Below are 20,916 nucleotides of genomic sequence, written 5' to 3' on the forward strand. Positions count from 1 at the left end.
ATGCCCCTTCGCGCACAAGGCTCAATGCGGGAGCGAGAGTGGCATCGCGGAGCCGGGATATCAACGCCCCGACCTGAGGAGGGTCATGGTTTTACCCCCGATTGACGCCCTATGGGGCACGGCCCTAGGCTTTAGAAGCTACAAGCAAGGAGAGAGCCATGGCCGATGCCAGCTATCTGTCCTCACCGCCGCGTTCGGAGCTTGAGATTCTCGAGACAACGGAGATTCCGGCGGCGGTGATCCGGCGCAGGGCGTTCCCGGTTGCAGACCTCCGGACATTGTTCGACGGCGCGTTCGGCGCACTGTTCCCGGCTCTCGCAGCGGCCGGGATCAAGCCTGTGGCGCCGCCCTTTTCGCTCTATACCAGCCACCCGGGAGCGACGGTGGATATCGATGTCGGCGTCCCGATCGAGCGGCCATTGGCGCAGTCGATCGAGGGGGGAAATGGATATCTCGTCGAGCCGGCATCCCTCCCGGCTGGACAGGTGGCGACGATTTCGCATCTTGGGGCATATGACGGGCTTGGGCAAGCCTGGGGCGGGTTCATGAACACTCTTGCGGCACGCGGAGAGCGGCCGGGCTTTCCCCTTTGGGAGGTTTATGTCACCGAACCCACGCCGGAGACGGCGCCCGAGACCCTGCGCACCGATCTCTACGTGCTGCTAAGCTAGGCGCCGCCACCTGCGGTGCGCAGCCACGCTTCGCCGCATGCCTTGGCCAGTTCACGGATACGCAGGATGTAGCTCTGGCGTTCGGTGACCGAGATCACCCCGCGGGCATCGAGCAGATTGAAGGTATGGCTGGCCTTGATTACCTGCTCATAGGCAGGAACCGCGAGCCGGTGCCGGCCGGCATCCTCGCCCTTTTCCAGCAGGGCGCGGCATTCCTTCTCGGCATCCGCGAAGTGCCGAAACAGCATTTCGGTGTCGGCCGCCTCGAAATTGTAGCGCGAGAATTCCTGCTCGTTCTGCAGGAACACATCGCCATAGGTGACCTTCTCGGCGCCGCTGCCGCCGTTGAAATTGAGCTCGTAGCCGTTGTCGACGCCCTGCAGATACATGGCGAGGCGCTCGAGCCCATAGGTGAGCTCGCCCGAGACGGGATTGCACTCAAAGCCGGCCACCTGCTGGAAATAAGTGAACTGGCTCACCTCCATCCCGTCGCACCAGCACTCCCAGCCGAGACCCCAGGCACCGAGGGTGGGGCTCTCCCAATCGTCCTCGACAAAGCGGATGTCGTGCAGCCCAGCATCGAGACCGATTGCGGCAAGGGACCGCAGATAGAGCTCCTGCAGATCGTCCGGAGATGGCTTCAGGATGACCTGGAACTGGTAATAATGCTGGAACCGGTTGGGGTTCTCGCCATAGCGCCCGTCGGTCGGCCTGCGCGAAGGCTGCACATAGGCTGCCTTCCAGGGCTTTGGCCCCAGCGCGCGCAGGGTGGTCGCGGTGTGGAACGTCCCCGCCCCCATCTGCATGTCATAGGGCTGGAGAATGACGCAGCCCTGCTCCGCCCAGAAGTTCTGCAGCGTGAGGATGAGGCCCTGGAACGAGTTCCGCGGGTCCATACGGGAATTGACTGTGGTCATGGGGCGCTATCCGGTCGAATGACGGCGCGAACCTAGTGGCGCGACCCCATCGGGTCAATCCCGCCGATCGCGCTCCTCGCCAGGCCGAAAGACGCCATCATCACTCCGCTTGAGTTCGATCACGTCCGCACGCGTGCGTTCGGCCAGATCGCGCTCGCGCTCGCGCTGCCGCTTTTCGGCATCGACCTGCCTGAAGCTCCTGGTCCAGTCCCGCCAGATGCGCCTGACCCCAACGAAGATCATCCCCAGGACGATCGCAACGACAAGGACCCGCCAGAGCATGGGATTCATCTACAGCCCCAGTCGCGACCAGTGCGCGCGTTCCTCGAGGCTGGCGACGGCATCGCCGGCCACGCCTTCCATCGACATGCCGAAGCGGGGAAGCGAAAACAGGGGACGCTTGGGCTCGATCAGCTTGAAGCGCAAATTGGTGCCATAGCGTTCGCGCAGAACCTCGTAGAGATCGCCCGTGGCATCGACCAGTCCGAGCTCGACGCCGCGCCGGCCAGTCCACCACTCGCCGGTAAAGAGGTGATCGTCGTCTGCCCGCAGGCGATCGCCGCGTCTGGCTTTCACATGGTCGATGAAGGTCTGGTGGATGTCGAGTTCGACCGCCTTGATGCGAGCCACGTCCTCGGGCTTTTCGGGCAGGAATGGATCGAGCGTCGACTTGTTGCGACCAGCAGTATGCACGCGCCGGGTGACGCCGAGCCGATCGATCGCGCCGACGAAGCCGAAGCCCGCGAAGATCACGCCGATGGATCCGACAACCGAGGAGGGATCGGCGATGATCTCGTCACCTGCCACGGCGATGAAATAGCCGCCGGAGGCCGCGGCATCTTCGACGAAGACGATGACTTTCCGGCCCTTCTCGTCCGCCAGATCGCGGATCCGCTTGGAGATCAGCCGCGACTGCACCGGCGAGCCACCGGGTGAATTGACGATGATGGCGACGACAGGCGCCCGGTTGATCGCGAAGGCTCGGGCCAGGAGCGGGGCGACCGACGCGATATTGAGCCGCCCCGGACGAGAATCCGACGTTATGACGCCTTGGAGGCGGACAACGGGTATGATCGGCCCGTCGCGCCCCAGCAGTCTCCGCAGCCAGCCCATGAAGCCCTTTGATCTGCCGGCCGCCATGCCAATCCCCTTTTCCGGTGTTGTCACGACGATTTAGGTCGAGCCGAGGGCGATTACCAGTCCAGCCGGGCGCTTCCCCTGAAGATGGCTTCGAACTCCGGCGCAAAGCCCCGTCCCTCGACGGCGTGGAGGGCGCGCGTGGCGAGCAGCGTCATCGGCGCGCGCGAACCCTTCAGCGCACGGATGAGAATGCGCGTCGCGGGACGCCCCGGTCTTGGCGCCAGGGGCAGGACGGTGATGCCCCCAAACCGCCGATCGAACGCCCCAAGCAGCGGCGGCAGGCTCTCGGCGCGATGAATGAAGATGACCTCGCCTCTTGGCGCGACGGAGGTTGCGGCAGCGCGCACCCAGAGATCGAGTTGATCGGCGTCCATGTGCCGTGCCGCCGCCCGGCCCGGATGCGGGGCGGAAGATCCCTCTCCCGACCCGTAATAGGGTGGGTTGGCGATGACACTCCCATAGGCATCGGCCATCACGCCTGCCGCGAGGCGCGACGAACCGGGCGCAGTGACGTCCAGGCATAGCACCCGGGCGCGGGCGTTAAACCCGTTGCGGGCGACATTATCGGTCGCGAGTGCTGCCGTCGCTGCATCGCGCTCAAGGAGAACGGCATCAAGGTCGGGATTATGCGCCATTGCCACGAGTGCCGCAGTCCCGACACCCGCGCCGAGCTCGAGCAGGCTCTTGCGTCCCTCGCCGACCGACGCGCCGAGGAGGACGGAATCGAGCCCCGCGCGAAAGCCCGCGGCGGGCTGCGACACAATCAACCGACCGTCCAAAAACGCGTCAGTGCTGAGCGATTGCCGTTTTACAAAACCGGTCGCTTGGTCTAGGGACATCCCACCCGCCGGGTCGCGATTGCTTTTGCGCCATCATACGGCCTGCAGCGTGTGGCTCAACCGGATTTCCCCGCTTCGTGCCGGGAAGAGAAGGCAGTTGATGGCTTTGCCAGTTTCCGCAGATCTCGATGAGGCAATGGTGACGAGCGCGCTCGATCGCCTGCTCGCTGCTACCTCCGGGGACATGGCGCGGGTCAACGCGCTGATTCTCGAGCGGGCCGAGTCGCATGTCGAAATGGTCCCGGAACTGGCGCGCTACCTCATCGAGGCCGGCGGCAAGCGCATGCGCCCGATGTTGACCGTCGCGGCGGCCGAGCTTTTCGGCAAGGCGAGCGGGGCGGAGATCAAGTTCGCGGCTGCCGTCGAGTTCATGCACAATGCGACGCTCCTTCATGACGACGTCGTCGACGAAAGCGACATGCGCCGCGGTCGTCCGGCCGCGCGGATGATCTGGGGCAATCCCGCAAGCGTCTTGGTGGGCGACTTCCTGCTCGGCCAGGCCTTTATGATGATGGTCGAGACCGGCGACATCGAGGCTCTGGGCGTGCTTGCGCGCGCCGCGGCAATCATTGCCGAAGGCGAGGTTTTCCAGCTCGCCAAGACGCGCGATCTCGCAACGACGCCGGCAGAATACGAGCAGGTGATCCGCGCCAAGACCGCGATGCTGTTCGAGGCGGCAGCGGAAGTCGGCGCCATGGCAGGCGGAGCGGATGAAGCGGGGCGCCTCGCCATGCGCGCCTATGGCGCCGAGCTCGGCTGCGCCTTCCAGCTCGTGGATGACGTTCTCGACTATCGCGGCGAAAGCGGCGCCATGGGCAAGAACATCGGCGACGATCTGCGCGAGGGGAAGATGACCCTGCCGCTGATCCTGGCGCTCGCCGAATGCGACGAGACCGAGAGAAGCCTCATTGTCTCGGCGCTCGGCCGGCAGGACGCGCCGTCGGAGACGCTGGCAGAGATCGTTGCGATCTTCGAGCGCTATGACACGCTTTCGCGGACGCTCGAGCGTGCCAACAAGAATGTCCTTGCTGCGCGTGAGGCGCTCTCGGAGCTCCCCCCCTCGCCGATGAAGGCGCTGCTGGCGGACATCGCCGAGTTTACGGTGCTACGCGCCTATTAAGGGCGCGGCGGCAACCCAATGGCCGGGCCACCGCTCGCGGAGGTCGTGGGCCGCCTGATGGGCCTGTGACTCTGATCCGAAGAGCCCGAAGACGGTGCCGCCCGAGCCAGACATCCGGCCAAGAAGGGAACCCTGCGCCTGCTGCAGCGCGTCCACGAGTTGGGCCAGCGCCGGCACCAGGTTGAAAGCCGGTGCTTCGAGATCGTTGCGCGTGCCCTCGAGCCAGAGCCCCAGTTGCGCTGGCAGCGTCATCGGTTCGGGCAAGGGGGGAAGGCCTGGGTTGTCGTGCCGCTCGAGCCTGCGGAAGACGTCCGCCGTCGCGACCGGCACGAGCGGGTTGACCAGCACCACATGCATCTGGGGAAAGTCGCGCAACGGGTGAATGATCTCGCCTATGCCCCGCATCTCGCATGGGCGCGAAAGAAGGCAGGCCGGGATATCGGCCCCAAGTGTAGCGGCGAGCGCGGAAAGGTCGGCGTAATCAATTTCACCGGCAAGCCGCGCGAGCAGCCGCAGGACAGCGGCCGCATCTGCGGACCCCCCGCCAATGCCTGCGGCCACCGGCAGGTTCTTCGATAGCGTGAAGGCCAGCCCATCAGGCAATCGGTCAGGCCAGTGTGCGCGGAAAGCACGGGCAGCCCGCAACACAAGGTTGGAGGGGCCATTGCCGAGCCCGGCGGTAAAAGGCCCGACGACGAGAAGCGAATCCGCCTTGGAAGGCGAAACCGAGATTTCGTCGCCAATGCCTGCAAAGACCACGAGGCTTTCGAGTTCGTGATAAAAATCCTCGCGCCGCCGTGTGATGTGGAGCGCGAGATTGATCTTTGCCGGGGCCGCCTCGGTGGCGAGCACGCTCATGGCGGCGTCACTGAAGTTCGAGCGACACCGGATTGACCGTTATGGGCTCGCTGCCCTCCTCCACGGGCGCCGCATCGAGCCCGCCGGCGAGTTTTGGACGCACCCGCTCCTGAACATTGCCTTCCGTGTCCACAGAGGACGCGATGGTCCACTGGAAGCGCGCCTCGAGCTCGCGACCGACACGCCAGTAGGCGTCTCCCAGATGGTCATTGATCTCGGGATCCATGGGGCGGATGCGAACGGCGCGCTCGAGCTCCACGACGGCTTCCTCGAACCGTCCGAGGCGGTAGAAGGCCCAGCCAAGGCTGTCGATGATGTAGCCATCATTGGGCGCAGCCGCGACCGCGCGTTCGATCATTTCAAGCGCGGGCTCGAGATTGATGCCCTGATCGACCCAGCTGTAGCCGAGATAGTTCAGCACCTGCGGCTGCTCGGGATTGAGTTCGAGGGCACGCAGGAAATCGGTCTCGGCAAGATCCCACTGGTCGTTGCGCTCATAGGCAATGCCGCGCAGGTACCAGAAACGCCAGTCGGCCGGATGATCACCCCCGACCTGATCAATGGCGCGCGTGTAGATTTCCGCGGCCTCGTCATATTGCTCGTCGATGCGCAGCAGATCGGCAAGCACCGAAAGGGCATCGAGGTCGTCGGGGCTTTCCGCAATGATCTCGCGCAGGCGGTCGATCGCACCAGCGCGATCACCGAGCGAATCGAGGTTTTGCGCCACACGAATCGTCGCGGTCGACCGCATCGGGGAGGTCGGCGCTACGTCCTCGTAAAGCCTGTTGGCCACATCGTGCTGGCCGGCGCGGTCGAGCATCTGCCCGACAAGAAGGGTCAGCAGATCGGAACGCGGATCGAGGTAGCGGCCGAGCTGAAGAAAGAGAATCGAAACGTCATTGCTGCCGTCCCGGGCCAGTGCCACACCGACCGAGTGGAACATTTCGGCGGCGCCGGCCTGAACGTTCGAGACGAACGGCCCGGGACGCCGGCCTGCCCCGACCGCATCCTCGACGATGGTGACGAGCGGATGGCTAAGCCCTTCGGCGTCGTAGCGCGCCAGAACCTCGCGCGCCTCATCGAAGCGCCCCTGATTGCCGAGCATCCGCGAATAGGCCTCGACCATGCGCGCAACGAGCGGGTCTGCTTCATAGGCGCGCGCGGCCAGGTCCAGCGCTTCGTCCGATTCGCCCGCAACATCGGCCATCAGCGCGCGATGGTAGACGAAGAAGGCCTCGAGGCCATTTTCACCGGCGCGATCGAGAAGCGTCTCGGCCTGATCGAAGCGGCCCTCGCCCGTCAGTGCCCAGGCGCGCAGCAACGTGCCGGTGATGGCAACGAAATTGCCGGTGCCGAGGCGCTCGAGCTCGTTGGCGGCCGAAGCGTAGCGACGCTGGCGCATCGCCTCGGTCGCGATGACCAGCCGCGCAAGCTCGTTGCGCGGCTGGTGAACGAGGAGCCTGCGCGCAGCCAGCGCCGCCTGCTCGATCTCCCCATTGATGGCATAGGCGAGGAACGACCGCTCGACGACGAGCGCATTGTCCCATTCCCGCTCGACGGCCGACCGGAAATATCGAGCCGCCTCATCGATGCGCAGGTCCGAGAAGGCCTGCTGGCCAGCAAGGAACGCGCCGGTGGGACTGGGCGAACGGAAGGGGAAGACCTGCCCCTGGGCAAAGGCTGGCGCCGATAGGGTGGCCAGCGTGGCAACAGCGAGTACGGAACTGCGGAACAGGCGCTTCAGATGAGTCACAGGCACACGATCTCCCCGGCGGCGTTGGGTCCGGTTTCGGCGCAGAGATTGGCCATTTTGCGGCCTCACCGCAAGCTCATCGCGCCTAAATGATCGGTTTACGCGATGCTGGCGAGGCGCGCGCGCATGTGAGATAGAAGCGCCATGGCCGATCCGCACCAGATGTCCGATGCAGAATTGCTGGCCGCGCTCGAATGGTATCGCGCCGCGGGCGTGGATATTGCCGTCGGCGAAGCGAGTATCGACCGGTTCGCCATCTCCGCGCCGCCCCGCGCCATTGCGGTCGCTGCCGCCGCCGCGATCCCGCAACCTGCCCCTTCCCTGCCGCTGCTCGGCACCGATCCCGACGAGGCGATGGCGCTTGCCGCGGCCTGCACCACGCTCGATGAATTGAGGGAAGCTTTCGCCCGCTTTGAGGGCTGCGCGCTCAAGCAGCGCGCAAGGCAGATCTGCTTTGCCGATGGCAATCCGCAGGCGCAGATCATGCTGCTCGGCGAAGCGCCCGGGGAGCAGGAGGATATGGAAGGTCGCCCGTTCGTCGGACGCGCAGGGCGCCTCTTGGACCGAATGCTTGCAGCCATCGGGCTTGATCGCACCAAGGTCTATATCGCCAATGTCGTGCCCTGGCGCCCCCCGGGCAACCGCAATCCGACACCCCAGGAGATGGCGGCGTGCGCGCCTTTCCTACATCGCCAGATCGCACTCGTTGCTCCCAAGCTTCTGCTCACGCTCGGCAACATTGCGAGCAGGACGATCTTCGAAAGCACGACCGGCATCATGCGGCTGCGTGGCCAGCAGAAGAGCGTTACCATTGGCGGGCACGGAACGACGGCGCTTGCGACGCTTCATCCGGCCTATCTGCTGCGCACGCCCGGAGCCAAGCAGCTGGCCTGGCGGGACATGCTGGCCCTCGCCGAACTCATCGAAAAAGAAAATATCGAAACGGGTTGATTTGACCGCCCGAATTATGTCCGAGTTGGACGGCATCCCGCCCCGGTCGCTGCCTTGCGACCCATTTGGTGCAATGCCTTAGCCATGAGAGCGTCATGTCATCGGTCGTCAAGATTTACGCCCTGTTCATCGGCTCGGCGCTGCTCATGTTCGGGGGCGGGCTGCAGGGGCTGCTGCTTTCAGTGCGCGGCGCCGAAGAGCAGTTCTCGCTGCTGGCGCTCGGGCTGATCGGAACGGGCTGGTCGGTCGGGTTCGTCACCGGCTCGATCACCGTACCGATGCTGGTCAAGCGCGTCGGCCATATCCGCGCCTTTTCGGTCATGGCGGCCGTAGGTACGGTGACCATCCTGCTCAACCTGCTGCTGATCAACGACGTGGCGTGGATCCTGCTGCGCGCCCTGTCGGGGTTCTGCTTTGCCGGCGCGGCGATGATCGTTGAAAGCTGGCTCAACGAAGTGGCGGACAACCGTTCGCGCGGCACGATCTTCTCGATCTACACGACCATCAACATGGCGGCATCAACGGCCGGACAGCTCGCGATGTCGATCACCGGGGTCACCGGATACCTGCCCTTCGTGGTGGGTGCGATCAGCTTCATCTGCGCGGTACTGCCAAGCGCTCTGACCTCGACGCCCCAGCCGCGCCCGCTCTCGTCGGCCAAGCTCGACGTGGGCCTACTGTACCGAACCTCGCCGGTAGCAGTGATCGCCGCCTTCTCGGTTGGCATGGCCAACGGGACCTTCGGCACGCTGGCGCCGGTCTATGGTTACGCCCGCGGTATGGTGGCGAGCGACATCGCGGTGCTGTTCGCGACGACGGCTGTACTTGGCGCAGTTGCCCAGATCCCGGCGGGACGGCTCTCGGACAAGATCGACCGGCGCATCGTGATGATTGCGCTCAGCCTCTGCGCGGCCATCGTCGGGCTCGTCATGGTGCTGTTCGATCCCGGTGGCGGGCCCTGGCTCTACGTTCTGTTCGGAACCTATGGCCTTTCAGCCTTCCCGATTTACGCGATCGCCGTCGCCCACGCCAACGACTTCAGCCGGGAAGGCGAGTTCGGCAAAGTCGCGGGCGGGATGCTGCTCGTGCTCGGGATCGGGCTCGCCATCGGGCCGATCATCGGCTCGATCATGATGAGCAACTGGTCTCCTGCCGGGCTATTCGTCGTCACGTGCTTCTTTCATGCGATGCTTGCGGTCACGGCCTTCCTGCGCATGCGGATCCGTCCGGTGCGTGATGCGGCGGGCAAAGTGCGCTTCCGCCCCATGCCCAACGGGGCCGCCAAGAGCACGCCCGAGACCATCGCCATGGACCCCCGTTCGGAGGGCGAGGAGCCCGAAGCGGCCACCCCAACCCCTGGAAAGGATTGACATGTTCAAATCCGATATTGACCTCGAACGCCCCTTCACACCGCTTTCGATTGCCGTGCTCGCCGTATCGGACACCCGTACGCTTGAAACCGATACGGGCGGGGCGCTGCTCAAGTCGCTGCTCGAGGAGGACGGACACCGCTGCGCCGAACGCGCAATCGTGCGCGACGACGTGCAAGCCATTCGTGCACGCGTTCAGGGCTGGGTGGCCGATCCCGAGATCGACGCGATTCTGACCACTGGAGGCACCGGCTTTTCCGGTCGGGACGTGACGCCCGAGGCGATCGAGCCGCTCTTTGACAAGAGGATGGACGGGTTCTCGGTCCTGTTCCACCAGTACTCTGCAACGACGGTGGGCACGTCGAGCCTTCAGTCCCGCGCTACCGCCGGGCTGATCGGCACCACCTTCGTGTTCTGCCTGCCCGGCTCCCGGGGCGCCTGTCGCGATGGGTGGGAGGGCATTTTGCGCTACCAGCTCGACAGCCGGCACAAGCCCTGCAATTTCGTCGAGCTGATGCCGCGCCTGGCCGAGCGGTAGAAACTTATCCCCGCCATTTTGTTCTTGTTCTGTTCTATCGCAACTGCTAGGGTTAACGCGCGTTAGGAGAGGAGGATTCCCTCCTCCACGCGCGGAGACCTCAGAATGGCACTGCACACCGCACCGTCCTTCGAAGCGCTGGAGAAGCTGGGGCAGACCCGCGACGCCGATCTCGTATCGCGGCGCATGCTGGATCCTCAGCGCACACGGGGCCGCGGAGCACAGACCAATCGCGTGGGGCGCTTCGAACGCCACCAGCGCGATAGCTTCGATGATGGCTGGGCCGATGAGGATCCCGAGGCGGCACAGGTCGAAACGCGCGAACATATCGAGCGCGCCAAGTCGATCATTGCGCGCAATGACAGCCCCGACATCGGCTTTGACCGGTCGATCAATCCCTATCGTGGGTGCGAGCACGGGTGCTCATATTGCTTTGCCCGGCCGACCCATTCCTATCTGGGGCTCTCGGCAGGGCTCGATTTCGAGCGCGACATCTACGTGAAGGTGAACGCCGCCGAGCTTCTGAGGAAGGAACTGGGCGACAGGCGCTACAAGCCCCGGCCGATCGCCATCGGCACGAACACGGACCCCTATCAGCCCCTGGAGCGCAAGCACCGGATCATGCGGCAGGTGCTGGAGGTGCTGCAGGAAACCGGTCACCCGGTTACGATCACGACGAAGTCCGCGCTGGTGGTGCGAGACCTCGACATACTGATCGACATGGCCAGCAAGGGGCTCGTTTCGGTGGCCCTTTCGATGACGAGCATGGACCACAAGCTCAGTCGTCGCATGGAGCCCCGCGCCTCGAGCCCGGAAAAGCGGCTCGAAGCGATCCGCCTGCTCTCGGAAGCGGGCGTCCCCACTGCGGTGCTGGCTGCCCCGATGATTCCGGCCATCAACGACATGGAGCTCGAGCGCATCCTCGATGCGGCCGCGGCACAGGGCGCCAGGGCGGCGAGCATGATCCTGCTTCGGCTTCCAGGAGAGGTGCGCGACGTCTTCCGCGAATGGCTGCTGCGGTATTTTCCCGACCGGATGCGGCACGTGATGAGCCTTGTCCGCGATACGCGTGGCGGCAATGATAATGACCCGCGCTATGGTTCGCGGATGCGGGGGGAAGGGCCTTATGCGATCCTGCTGCGGCAACGCTTTGAGCTGGCGCGCGATCGCCATGGCCTCGGGGCAAAGCTCCCGCCGCTGCGGACGGACCTTTTCGTGCCGCCCGCGCCCGAGCGTCGGCAGATGGAACTGTTCTGAGGTCCGAGAATGACGCTTCATGCCTCCTGTCACTGCGGCGCCGTGCAGATAACCGTTACGCGGCCGCCGTCCTCGGTCACATCGTGCAATTGCAGCTTCTGCTCGAAACGCGGTGCCCTCTGGGCCTATTATCCACCAGCGGAGGTGGTGGTGAGCCGCGAAGATGCAAAGTCGGTCTATGCACCCCGGGTCGTCAATCAGCATCATTTCTGCACCCGCTGCGGATGCACGACCTACAGCATCACGCCGGACTGGTCCGTCGGCACACCGGGAGACGGCGACACACGGATTGCCGTTAATGCGCGGCTCTTCGACGATTTCGATCTGGAGGCGGTTCGGGTCAAGCATCTCGACGGCAGGACCGGCTGGTAGCGCGCCCAAGCATTGCCAAGCGCCGTTGCTTTTGCATGCTTGGGGCATGGCTCGCGAATCACGCAATCATCCCGACCCGGCGCCGGATTTTACCTTCGAAACCGCTGCAATTGCAGCGGGACGGCTCGTTGTTGCCGGGGTCGACGAGGCCGGGCGCGGCCCCCTTGCCGGACCGGTCGTCACCGCTGCGGTCATCCTTGATCCCGGTCGGATACCGCAGGGACTGAACGACTCCAAGAAGCTGACTGCGGAGCGTCGCGAAGAGCTTCATGCGATCATTCTCGCAACGGCCGAAGTGGCCGTGGCGATCGCCCCGCCATCGGTGATCGCCCTACGCAATATCCGCGGCGCAACGCTCTGGGCAATGCGCCAGGCGGTCCTCGGTCTTTGCCGGCAGCCGGCACACGTGCTCGTCGACGGTCGCGACGTGCCGCCCGGCCTGCCCTGCCCGGCCGAGGCCGTCATCGGAGGGGACGGCATCTCGGTCTCGATTGCGGCAGCCTCGATCGTCGCCAAGGTCACACGCGACAGGATGTGCCAGATCATGGATTGCGACGAGCCCCTGTTCGGCTTTCACGGCCACAAGGGCTACGGCACGCCCGAACACCTGAGCGCGCTTTTTGCCAACGGTCCAGGCCGGCACCACCGGCTGGCCTTCGCGCCCTGCGCCGAGGCCCTGCGCCTGCGCGCCAGCGCTTAACCCTCCGGTAACCCTGACGCTTAAATCCCTTTTAAGGATAAGGGCTTACCAATTGCGTGGTTAGTACCGCGTTAGGGTTAAGCGTATGTTGCGTAACGGGCGTCAGGCACCGCGTGTCACTGCCTCCGAGGAAGCACTCCTCCCCATCGACACCATTCTCGTCGGCGATTGCATCGAGCACATGAATGCCCTGCCTGCAGGGTCGGTCGATCTGGTCTTTGCCGATCCCCCGTACAATCTGCAGCTCAGCGAAGGTCTCACCCGGCCTGACCAGAGTCGTGTCGACGCCGTTGATGACGATTGGGACAAGTTCGACAGCTTTGCCCATTACGACGCGTTCACGCGGGCCTGGCTCAAGGCGGCCCGCCGTGTCCTGAAGCCGGATGGGGCCCTCTGGGTCATCGGCTCGTACCACAACATCTTCCGGGTGGGCGCGGCGCTGCAGGATCTCGATTACTGGCTGCTCAACGATGTCGTTTGGCGCAAGGCCAACCCCATGCCGAATTTTCGCGGCACGCGCTTTACCAATGCCCACGAGACCCTGATCTGGGCCGCGAGGGACCGCAAGAGCCGGGTCACATTCAATTACGAAGCCCTGAAACTCGCCAATGACGGCACGCAGATGCGCAGCGACTGGCTTTTTCCCATCTGCACCGGCGCCGAACGGCTGAAGAATGGAGAGGACGAAAAAGTCCATCCCACGCAGAAGCCCGAGGCGCTGCTCTATCGCGTTCTCAATGCAACGACGCGTCCGGGAGACGTGGTGCTCGACCCCTTCTTCGGCACGGGGACGACCGGCGCCGTCGCAAAGAAGCTCGGGCGGCATTTTATCGGTATCGAGCGGGAAACGCCCTATGTGAGCGCAGCGCTGAAGCGCATCGCGGCCATCCGTCCCGCGAGCGCCGAAGCCGTGGCGACGACGACCCCGAAACGGGCCGAGCCGCGCATTCCATTCGGCTCGCTGATCGAACAGGGCATGATCGCGCCCGGCACGCAGCTGGTCGATGATCGCCGGCGCTTTGCGGCCCTGGTGAGGGCCGACGGCTCCCTGGCGTCGGGACCCCATCAGGGCTCGATACACCGCGTGGGTGCGCTGGTGCAGGGCGCCGAAGCCTGCAATGGCTGGACCTTCTGGCATCTGGAGCGCGGCGGGGAGCTCGCGCCAATCGACGTGCTGCGTACCGACATCCGCCAGCGCATGGCCCTGCTTTCGGCATGATCGGCTAGAGCCCGATCGCGAGCACCTTGCGGAAGACGCTCGGAAGCGCTTCGCTGTCGAGTTCGGCCCGGTTCACCCACCACCCCTCCGCGAGTGCCGCAGGGTCGGTAGCGGTTGCCGACCACACTTCGAGTTCGAGCCGGAAATGGGTGAAGACGTGGACGATCTGTCCACGATGCCGCCACGAGGCCGGGAAGGGATAGTCTGGTTCCCCCGGCTGCCCCTCCCATTGACCGGTAGGCGTCTCGGTCATCTTGGCAAGCAGGCCCTTGTCCGCGCGCGCCCGGAGATAGACGTCGCCCGTCTCGTCGAGGATCACATAGGCGTGGCCGTAGCGCGTTGGGCGCTCGGGCTTGGGTGCGCGAACCGGAAAGGCAAGCGGATTGCCCGTTCGCGTGCCTGCGCATCCCGATTGAAGCGGGCAGAGCATGCAGAGCGCCTTTTTCGGGGCGCAGATGGTGGCGCCCAGATCCATCAGGGCCTGCGCAAAATCGCCGGATCGGCTCGGTACTGCAGCTTGCACCTGCGCTCGAATGAGGTCCTTGGCCTCGCGCACCGGCACCGGAAGGGCAAGGTAGCGCGCGAGCAGGCGCTCGACATTGCCATCGACGACCGCAATCGGCTCGTCCTCGGCTATGGCGGCAATCGCAGCGCTCGTATAGGCGCCTATTCCAGGGAGGCTCGCGAGCACTGCGGCCGTTTGAGGAAATCGACCGCCATGCCGGGCGACCACCGCTTCGGCGCAGGCATGGAGGTTCCTGGCCCGGGCGTAGTAGCCAAGCCCCGCCCACTCCACGAGAACCGCATCGAGCGGGGCGGAGGCCAGATCCTCAACGGTTGGCCAGAGTGTTGTAAAACGCTCGTAGTAACGGATGACCGCGGCGATCGTCGTCTGCTGCAGCATCACTTCGGAAAGCCAGATGCGGTAGGGATCGGGCGCCACGCCCCGTGCCCGATCGCGCGGCGGCACCCGCCATGGCAGCGCGCGTGCGTGACGATCGTACCAGGCGAGCACTGCCGAGGCGTCGAGCGGCACGGGGCTGTTTTGAATCGGGGCGGGATCGGTCATTATGGCGCCAGATGAACCGAGCGGCCTTCTCCTGGCAAGCGTTCGGTCGAGGATGCCGACAACATGCCCATCAAGCAGAGCAAGGACGCCCCCAAGCGGCTCAATCGTACCGTGCCACTCGGGGATGCGATGGGGCGACTGCTCGAGCCGGCGTTCAGGAAACGCGGCTTTGCCAGTCGGGACATCGTCACCCATTGGCCGAGCATCGCCCCCTCGCCCTACGACCGCGTTGCCATGCCCGACAGGCTGGCCTGGCCGCGGGGGGAAAAGCGGGCCGAGGGCGCTACGCTCTATCTTCGCGCGCTGCCCGGCCATGGCACCGCGATCGCCCATGATGGCCCGCGGATCGCCGCCTCGGTAAACCGGTATTTCGGCTATGTGCTCGTCGCGCAGGTGCGGCTCTCGGCAGAGCCGTTCACGCCCCATTCAGCGGCGAAAGCCCAGAGTGTCGATGAGATCGACGCCTCACAAAGGCGTCACATCGAGGACAGCGTACAGGACGTAGAGGATGAGGGCCTGCGCGAAGCGCTCAAGGGGCTTGGCGAGGCGCTCATGAAGCGGCGCAGGAAATAGAGTGTTCACCCGCTCTTGAAGCTCCGGCCCCCTTGTCGCCAGAATGGCTCTGTGTAGTGTGCGCCACAGAAAAACTGGAGAAAAGCAAGTGAAGATCACACGCCGCGACACGCTGGTGCTTGGCGCCGCCGCATCGGCCCTCAGCCTCACCGGAATTGGCGCCGCCCAGGCTCAGTCGGTCGATGTGGCTCAGCTCATGTCCCCCGAGGGGCTCCCCGACCGCGTGCTGGGCGATCCCGACGCACCGGTGACCGTCATCGAGTATGCCTCCCCCACCTGCCCTCACTGCGCGACCTTCCACAATCAGGTCTATCCCGCATTCAAGGAGCGATATGTCGATACCGGCCAGGTGCAGTTCATCCTGCGGCCCTTCGTGCGAAACGTCCTCGACGCCGTCGTCTTCATGCTTGCAGAGGCAGCCGGTGACGAAATGTACCACGAGGTCATCGACACCTATTTCCGGACCCAGAACGAATGGGCGATGTCGGACGCGCCGCGCGACGCGCTTCAGGCCATCGCGCTGCAGCTTGGATTTACCGAGGAAAGCTTCGAGGCTGCCTTGACGAATCAGGACCTGTTCGCCGGGATGGAACAGATGCGCGACCAGGCGCTGAACGATTTCAACGTGACCGGCACGCCGACCTTCTATGTCAACGGCACGCAGCTGACCGGAGACCAGACGCTTGAGGAATTGTCGGCAGCGATCGACCCCCTGCTCGGCTAGTCCGCACGCCAGTTCGCGAGGCGCGTGGTGAAGTTCACGCGCCTCAAGCTCCACGGCTTCAAATCCTTCTGCGACCAGACCGAGCTGCATCTCGAGCCCGGCCTGAGCGGCGTCGTCGGTCCCAATGGCTGCGGCAAGTCCAACCTCGTCGAAGCCATGCGCTGGGTGATGGGCGAAAGCTCGTATAAAGCCATGCGCGCCTCGGGCATGGATGACGTCATCTTTTCGGGTTCGGGCAACCGTCCGGGACGGAATTCGGCGGAAGTGACGCTGGTCCTCGACAATTCGGACCGTACTGCTCCGGCTAATCTCAACTCAGCCGATGTCCTCGAAATCACCCGTCGCATCGAACGGGAGTCGGGGTCGGTCTATCGTGTCAACGGCAAGGAAGTCCGCGCCCGCGACGTGCAGCTGCTCTTTGCGGATGCCTCGACCGGCGCCCACTCCCCTGCGCTCGTGCGACAGGGACAGATCGGCGAGCTGATCGCTGCCAAACCCACGCAGCGACGCGCGCTGCTGGAGGAGGCCGCGGGCATTTCCGGCCTCCACTCGCGCCGGCACGAGGCCGAATTGCGCCTTCGGGCGGCCGAACAGAACCTCGAACGCGTCGACGACGTGATCGCCCAGGTCGAGACCCAGCTCGAGGCGCTGAAGCGCCAGGCCCGCCTCGCGGTGCGCTATCGCAGCCTTTCGGGCGACATTCGACGTGCCGAAGCGACCCTCTTTCATATCCGCTGGGTCGCGGCACGGTTCGCCGAGAAGGAGGCGGAGGCCGAACAGGGCCGGCTCGTCGGCCAGCTCGCCGAAGCGACCCATTTGGAACTCGAGGCGCAGAAGATCGTCTTTCTCGCCGAGAAGGCGCTCCAGCCCCTGCGTGACGACGAGGCCGCCCGCGGGGCGGCACTGCAGCGCCTCACAATACTCGCCGAGCAACTCGCAGAAGACATAAGGCGCACCGAAGCGCGCCGACGCGAGCTGGCCGATCGATTGCGCCAGGCAGAGGCGGATGCAGCGCGCGAGAGCGTGCTGCTGGGGGAAAGCGATGAGGCGCTGAAGGCCCTCGCCGAGGAAAAGGCCCGGCTGGAAGCCGAGGCGGAAGGCGAAGTTGCTGCCATTGCCGCAGCGCAGAAAACGTCCGCGCGAGCCGGCGCTGCGGTGGCCGAAGCGGACGCCGAGGCGCGCCGGGCGAGCGAAGCCCTCGCCCAGTTGCGCGCCTTGAAGGCACAGGCGCGTCGCATGGCGGACGATGCGGCCCAGCGGGCGCGGCGCATTGAGGATCAACTGGCCGCGACCGAGCGCGATAGCGCGGTATTGAGCCAACGCCTGGAGGCGGACGAAAGCATCGCAGAAAAGCGGGCCGCACTCGAAGCGGCCCAGGCGCTTGCGGCAGCAGAGGAAGGCGCCACGCTTGCCGCCGAGGAGGCCACGCGCGAGGCCGAAGCGGGCCTCGAGGCGCTTCGCCCGCAATTGCAGGGAGCAGAAGCCGCGCTCAACCGGCTCGAGAGCGAAGCCGCCACGCTGCAGCGCATGGTACAGATGAGCGCAACGGGCCGCTCCGCCCCAATCGTCGACATGCTGAAGGTCGAACCGGGTTTCGAGACTGCGCTCGGGGCGGCGCTTGGCGACGATCTCGAGGCCGCGACAGAGCCGTCGGCTCCCCTGCGCTGGACCGAGGCGCCCCCCGATCCGGCAGATCCCCCGCTGCCCCCCGGCGTGACGCCATTGGCCGACTACGTTTCGGGCACGCATCTGCTCGCGCGCCGACTTGCCCAGATCGGTCTCGTCGAGCGCTCGCGCGGGGCCGAACTCATGGGCCGGCTGAAACCAGGACAGCGGCTCGTGTCCCGCGAGGGCGACCTCTGGCGCTGGGATGGCCTCGTCGCTGCCGCCGATGCCCCGACGGCCGCTGCCGTGCGACTTGAACAGCGAAACCGGCTTGCCGAACTTGCAGACGAGATCGATACGGCCCGGCGCACGCGCGCAGCGCTGCGGGATGATGCAAAGGATGCAACCGAAGCGCTCGATGCCGCGCGCCGCGCCGAGCGGGAGCGGCGGGATGGGTGGCGCAATGCCCAGCGCGATATCGCAGGCGCCCAGCAGACCCTCGAAAAAGCGCAGAAGGCGCTGGGGGATCTGACCGCTCGGCAGAGCGCCCTCGCCGAGGCGCACACCCAGCTCACGCGGAGCCTCGAGGAAGCACGCGCGAGCCTCGCGACAGCAGAGGAGGGTCTTGCGGGGTCAGGCTCGGACGACGCCGCAGCCACTGAGGTCTCCCGGCGGGAAGCGACCCTCAAGGACCTACGGGCAGAGGCGGAGCAGGCACGGCTGCGTCTCGGGAGTTTCGAAGCGGCGACCCGGATGCGACGCAACCGGCTCGACCAGATCGCGCGGGACGCCGAGGGTTGGCAACGGCGCCAGGATGCGGCGAAGCGTCAGGCCGACACTCTCGCCGCCCGAATGGCGGAGATCGCCGCGCAGCAAAAGGCTCTCGAGGAAACGCCGGAGGGCTTTGCCGGCCGGGAAGCCGCGCTAGCGCTGGAGATCGAGGCTGCGCGCCGCGCCCACAAAGACGCCAGCGATGCCTTCGCCACGGCGCAGGCCCGTCATAAGGAGGCCGATCGCGCGCAACGGCTCGCCGCGGAGAGGCTTTCAGGCGTTCGCGAGCAGCTCGGACGCATTGAAGAGCGTATCAAGGGGTTTGCCGGGCAACGCCAGCAGATCGAGCGGCAAGTGCACGAGACCCTGGGCATTCCGGCGCAGCGGACCGCAGAGGCCGCGGGGATCAAGGCGCACGAAGCGCTGCCCCAGGAGGGTCCGGTCGAGCAGAAACTCGAGAGGCTGAAGGCTGAGCGCGAGCGCCTGGGCGGGGTCAACCTCAATGCCGAGCGGGAATCCGAGGAGGTTCGGGAAACACTCGAAACCATGACGCGGGACCGTGACGATCTCATCGCGGCCATCGCCAAACTGCGCACGGGGATCCAGAGCCTCAACCGGGAGGGGCGGCAGCGGCTGTCCGAAGCCTTCGAGAAGGTCAACGGCCACTTTCAGACGCTGTTCACCTCGCTTTTCGGCGGCGGGACGGCCGAATTGCGCTTCGTCGAAAGCGAGGACCCGCTTGAGGCGGGGCTCGAAATCTTCGCTCGACCGCCGGGCAAGAAGCCCTCGACGATGACCCTGCTGTCGGGCGGAGAGCAGGCGCTGACGGCGATGAGCCTGATCTTTGCGGTCTTCCTCACCAATCCCGCACCGATCTGCGTGCTCGACGAGGTCGATGCTCCGCTCGACGATGCCAATGTCGAACGGTTCTGCAACCTGCTCGATTCGATGCGGACGAGAACCGAGACGCGATTCCTCGTCATCACCCACAATCCGATCACGATGAGCCGCCTCGATCGACTTTTCGGGGTGACGATGGCCGAACGCGGCGTCAGCCAGCTCGTATCGGTGGACCTGAAGGGTGCGGAATCCTTCCTCGAGGCCGTCTGAGCGGGGGACATTCGGCCCGGACAAGGTGCCGCACCATGCCTCACGGGCCTAAACATATTTGGTTTCAGTCACTTAGACCACAATTGCGGTTCTTGACACCATAGTATCGCCTCACTATGTTGCGCGCGACTTAGCAGGCAGGCCCACTATGGTGCCGGGCCGGACGACACGGCGGACGCCATGGCAGAACCGCATGACACGAAGCGTCCGACCGGATCGGTGAACCGCGAAACGAGCGACCTCGCTTCGCGGATCGCGGCGGCGCAACGCAGCCGCGAGGGTGCGGAAGTAGGGGGTGCTGCGGCAAGGGACATGACCGCGCTGAGCCGTGCGATACGGCTGGGTTCGGAGTTCATTGCCGCGATCCTGGTGGGCACGGGCCTCGGCTATCTTATAGATAGCCTTGTGGGCACGCGGCCTTGGGCGATGCTGGTGCTGCTCCTTCTGGGGTTTGCGGCGGGCATCGTAAACGTCACCCGAGCGGTGGCGGAAATGAACAATGCGGCACCCGTGCCGGCACGATCGGAGCTCGCTCCGGACGACGAAGACGAAAACGACGACAAGTAGTTCAGCGCAAGGGGTTGCGGCGTGGCCGATCCGAACACAGTAGACCCGATCCACCAGTTTGCGATCTACGATATCTTCACGCTGGGCGACACCGGCATCAGTTTTTCCAATTCCTCGCTCTTCATGGTGCTGACCGTCGGCACCATCGCGGCATGGCTCCTGCTCTCCACCGCCGGGCGGAAGATCATTCCGAACCGCGCGCAGGCCGCCTCGGAGATGCTTTACGAGTTCGTGGCCAACATGGTCAGGGGCGCCGCTGGAACCGAAGGGATGAAATTCTTCCCCTTTGTCTTCTCGCTCTTCATGTTCGTCCTTGTTGCCAACTATTTCGGCATGGTCCCCTATTTCTTCACGGTGACCAGCCACATCATCGTCACCTTCGCGCTGGCCATGCTCGTCATGGTCGTGGTGATCGGCTATGGCTTCGCCCGGCACGGGGTCAAGTTCCTCAAGCTCTTCGTTCCGGCCGGCGTGCCTGGCTATGTGCTGCCGATCGTGGTTCCGATCGAGGTCATCTCGTTCCTCTCCCGCCCGGTCAGCCTGTCCGTCCGTCTGTTCGGCAACATGCTGGCAGGCCACATCACCCTCAAGGTGTTTGCCGGTTTCGTCGTGACGCTGGGTTCGCTCGGCTTCCTCGGCGTGCTGGGCGCAGTGCTTCCGCTGATCATGGCGGTCGCCCTCACGGCGCTCGAATTCATGGTGTCGACCGTGCAGGCCTATGTGTTTGCCGTGCTCGCCTCGATGTATCTCAACGACGCGGTTCATCCTTCGCACTGATCCGCATCCCGCAAC

Annotated in this window: 21 protein-coding genes; 14 read left to right on the forward strand and 7 right to left on the reverse strand. The window is 65.1% G+C overall.

The genetic code is table 11. The features are described from left to right. Nucleotides 1-158 precede the first annotated feature (158 nt). On the forward strand, nucleotides 159-671 hold the full coding sequence (locus tag EMQ25_RS09730; RefSeq protein WP_127188387.1) for a GyrI-like domain-containing protein: 513 nt from the start codon (nucleotides 159-161) through the stop codon (nucleotides 669-671). Here the strand turns inward: EMQ25_RS09730 and EMQ25_RS09735 are convergent. From EMQ25_RS09735 to EMQ25_RS09750, 4 genes are read right to left on the reverse strand one after another with little or no spacing between them, the layout of a single operon-like run. Next, on the reverse strand, nucleotides 668-1,588 hold the full coding sequence (locus EMQ25_RS09735; protein WP_244606543.1) for a glycine--tRNA ligase subunit alpha: 921 nt from the start codon (nucleotides 1,586-1,588) through the stop codon (nucleotides 668-670). The two genes, EMQ25_RS09730 and EMQ25_RS09735, sit on opposite strands and share 4 nt — an antisense overlap. A gap of 54 nt (nucleotides 1,589-1,642) precedes the next feature. Next, nucleotides 1,643-1,879 carry a hypothetical protein gene (locus tag EMQ25_RS09740; RefSeq protein ID WP_127188388.1) on the reverse strand — a complete coding sequence of 79 codons (237 nt, stop codon included), beginning with the start codon at nucleotides 1,877-1,879 and terminating at the stop codon, nucleotides 1,643-1,645. Next, nucleotides 1,880-2,728 carry a S49 family peptidase gene (locus EMQ25_RS09745; protein WP_244606544.1) on the reverse strand — a complete coding sequence of 283 codons (849 nt, stop codon included), beginning with the start codon at nucleotides 2,726-2,728 and terminating at the stop codon, nucleotides 1,880-1,882. A gap of 53 nt (nucleotides 2,729-2,781) precedes the next feature. Next, nucleotides 2,782-3,489 (reverse strand): tRNA1(Val) (adenine(37)-N6)-methyltransferase, encoded by a 708-nt coding sequence (locus tag EMQ25_RS09750; protein WP_158626023.1) that lies wholly within the window; start codon nucleotides 3,487-3,489, stop codon nucleotides 2,782-2,784. A 178-nt stretch (nucleotides 3,490-3,667) separates the two neighbouring features. Here EMQ25_RS09750 and EMQ25_RS09755 point away from each other — a divergent pair, with 178 nt between their 5' ends. Continuing rightward, the gene (locus tag EMQ25_RS09755) at nucleotides 3,668-4,687 is read left to right on the forward strand and encodes a polyprenyl synthetase family protein (RefSeq protein WP_127188390.1); all 1,020 of its coding nucleotides are present in this window, start codon (nucleotides 3,668-3,670) and stop codon (nucleotides 4,685-4,687) included. On the opposite strand, the gene EMQ25_RS09760 is transcribed toward EMQ25_RS09755, so the two are convergent. Both EMQ25_RS09760 and EMQ25_RS09765 read right to left on the reverse strand, forming a co-directional pair. Continuing rightward, nucleotides 4,673-5,545, reverse strand: a complete 873-nt coding sequence (locus EMQ25_RS09760) for a 4-(cytidine 5'-diphospho)-2-C-methyl-D-erythritol kinase (protein WP_127188391.1) — start codon at nucleotides 5,543-5,545, stop codon at nucleotides 4,673-4,675. The two genes, EMQ25_RS09755 and EMQ25_RS09760, sit on opposite strands and share 15 nt — an antisense overlap. 7 nt (nucleotides 5,546-5,552) lie before the next feature. Then, on the reverse strand, nucleotides 5,553-7,298 hold the full coding sequence (locus EMQ25_RS09765) for a tetratricopeptide repeat protein (RefSeq protein WP_127188392.1): 1,746 nt from the start codon (nucleotides 7,296-7,298) through the stop codon (nucleotides 5,553-5,555). Between the two features lie 144 nt (nucleotides 7,299-7,442). On the opposite strand from EMQ25_RS09765, the gene EMQ25_RS09770 reads away from it, so the two are divergent. The 7 genes from EMQ25_RS09770 (at nucleotide 7,443) to EMQ25_RS09800 (ending at nucleotide 13,705) form a co-directional block, all read left to right on the forward strand. Further along, the gene (locus tag EMQ25_RS09770; protein WP_127188393.1) at nucleotides 7,443-8,249 is read left to right on the forward strand and encodes a uracil-DNA glycosylase; all 807 of its coding nucleotides are present in this window, start codon (nucleotides 7,443-7,445) and stop codon (nucleotides 8,247-8,249) included. 95 nt (nucleotides 8,250-8,344) lie between these two features. After that, complete coding sequence (locus tag EMQ25_RS09775) at nucleotides 8,345-9,619, forward strand: MFS transporter (protein ID WP_127188394.1); 1,275 nt, start codon at nucleotides 8,345-8,347, stop codon at nucleotides 9,617-9,619. Between the two features lies 1 nt (nucleotide 9,620). After that, a complete protein-coding gene (gene moaB, locus EMQ25_RS09780) occupies nucleotides 9,621-10,157 on the forward strand; it encodes a molybdenum cofactor biosynthesis protein B (protein WP_127188395.1) in 537 nt (178 codons plus the stop codon). Between the two features lie 105 nt (nucleotides 10,158-10,262). Then, nucleotides 10,263-11,414 (forward strand): PA0069 family radical SAM protein, encoded by a 1,152-nt coding sequence (locus EMQ25_RS09785; protein ID WP_127188396.1) that lies wholly within the window; start codon nucleotides 10,263-10,265, stop codon nucleotides 11,412-11,414. A 9-nt stretch (nucleotides 11,415-11,423) separates the two neighbouring features. Then, the gene (locus tag EMQ25_RS18590) at nucleotides 11,424-11,786 is read left to right on the forward strand and encodes a GFA family protein (protein ID WP_127188397.1); all 363 of its coding nucleotides are present in this window, start codon (nucleotides 11,424-11,426) and stop codon (nucleotides 11,784-11,786) included. Between the two features lie 46 nt (nucleotides 11,787-11,832). Next, a complete protein-coding gene (locus tag EMQ25_RS09795) occupies nucleotides 11,833-12,486 on the forward strand; it encodes a ribonuclease HII (protein WP_127188398.1) in 654 nt (217 codons plus the stop codon). Nucleotides 12,487-12,571: 85 nt separating this feature from the next. Then, nucleotides 12,572-13,705: a site-specific DNA-methyltransferase gene (locus EMQ25_RS09800; protein ID WP_127188399.1), complete on the forward strand. Its 1,134-nt coding sequence runs from the start codon at nucleotides 12,572-12,574 to the stop codon at nucleotides 13,703-13,705. A 4-nt stretch (nucleotides 13,706-13,709) separates the two neighbouring features. On the opposite strand, the gene EMQ25_RS09805 is transcribed toward EMQ25_RS09800, so the two are convergent. Beyond that, entirely contained in the window at nucleotides 13,710-14,774 is a 1,065-nt protein-coding gene (locus EMQ25_RS09805) for an A/G-specific adenine glycosylase (protein WP_127188400.1), read from the reverse strand. 63 nt (nucleotides 14,775-14,837) lie between these two features. Here EMQ25_RS09805 and EMQ25_RS09810 point away from each other — a divergent pair, with 63 nt between their 5' ends. From EMQ25_RS09810 to EMQ25_RS09830, 5 genes are all read left to right on the forward strand, one after another. Continuing rightward, complete coding sequence (locus EMQ25_RS09810; RefSeq protein ID WP_127188401.1) at nucleotides 14,838-15,347, forward strand: DUF721 domain-containing protein; 510 nt, start codon at nucleotides 14,838-14,840, stop codon at nucleotides 15,345-15,347. A gap of 88 nt (nucleotides 15,348-15,435) precedes the next feature. Continuing rightward, the gene (locus EMQ25_RS09815; protein ID WP_127188402.1) at nucleotides 15,436-16,071 is read left to right on the forward strand and encodes a DsbA family protein; all 636 of its coding nucleotides are present in this window, start codon (nucleotides 15,436-15,438) and stop codon (nucleotides 16,069-16,071) included. Between the two features lie 27 nt (nucleotides 16,072-16,098). Next, on the forward strand, nucleotides 16,099-19,557 hold the full coding sequence (locus EMQ25_RS09820) for a chromosome segregation SMC family protein (RefSeq protein WP_127188403.1): 3,459 nt from the start codon (nucleotides 16,099-16,101) through the stop codon (nucleotides 19,555-19,557). 180 nt (nucleotides 19,558-19,737) lie between these two features. Continuing rightward, entirely contained in the window at nucleotides 19,738-20,124 is a 387-nt protein-coding gene (locus tag EMQ25_RS09825; RefSeq protein ID WP_127188404.1) for an AtpZ/AtpI family protein, read from the forward strand. Nucleotides 20,125-20,145: 21 nt separating this feature from the next. Further along, the gene (locus EMQ25_RS09830) at nucleotides 20,146-20,901 is read left to right on the forward strand and encodes a F0F1 ATP synthase subunit A (RefSeq protein WP_127188405.1); all 756 of its coding nucleotides are present in this window, start codon (nucleotides 20,146-20,148) and stop codon (nucleotides 20,899-20,901) included. The last annotated feature ends 15 nt before the right edge of the window (nucleotides 20,902-20,916 follow it).

This window comes from Arsenicitalea aurantiaca (assembly GCF_003994485.1).
Lineage (GTDB): Bacteria > Pseudomonadota > Alphaproteobacteria > Rhizobiales > Devosiaceae > Arsenicitalea > Arsenicitalea aurantiaca.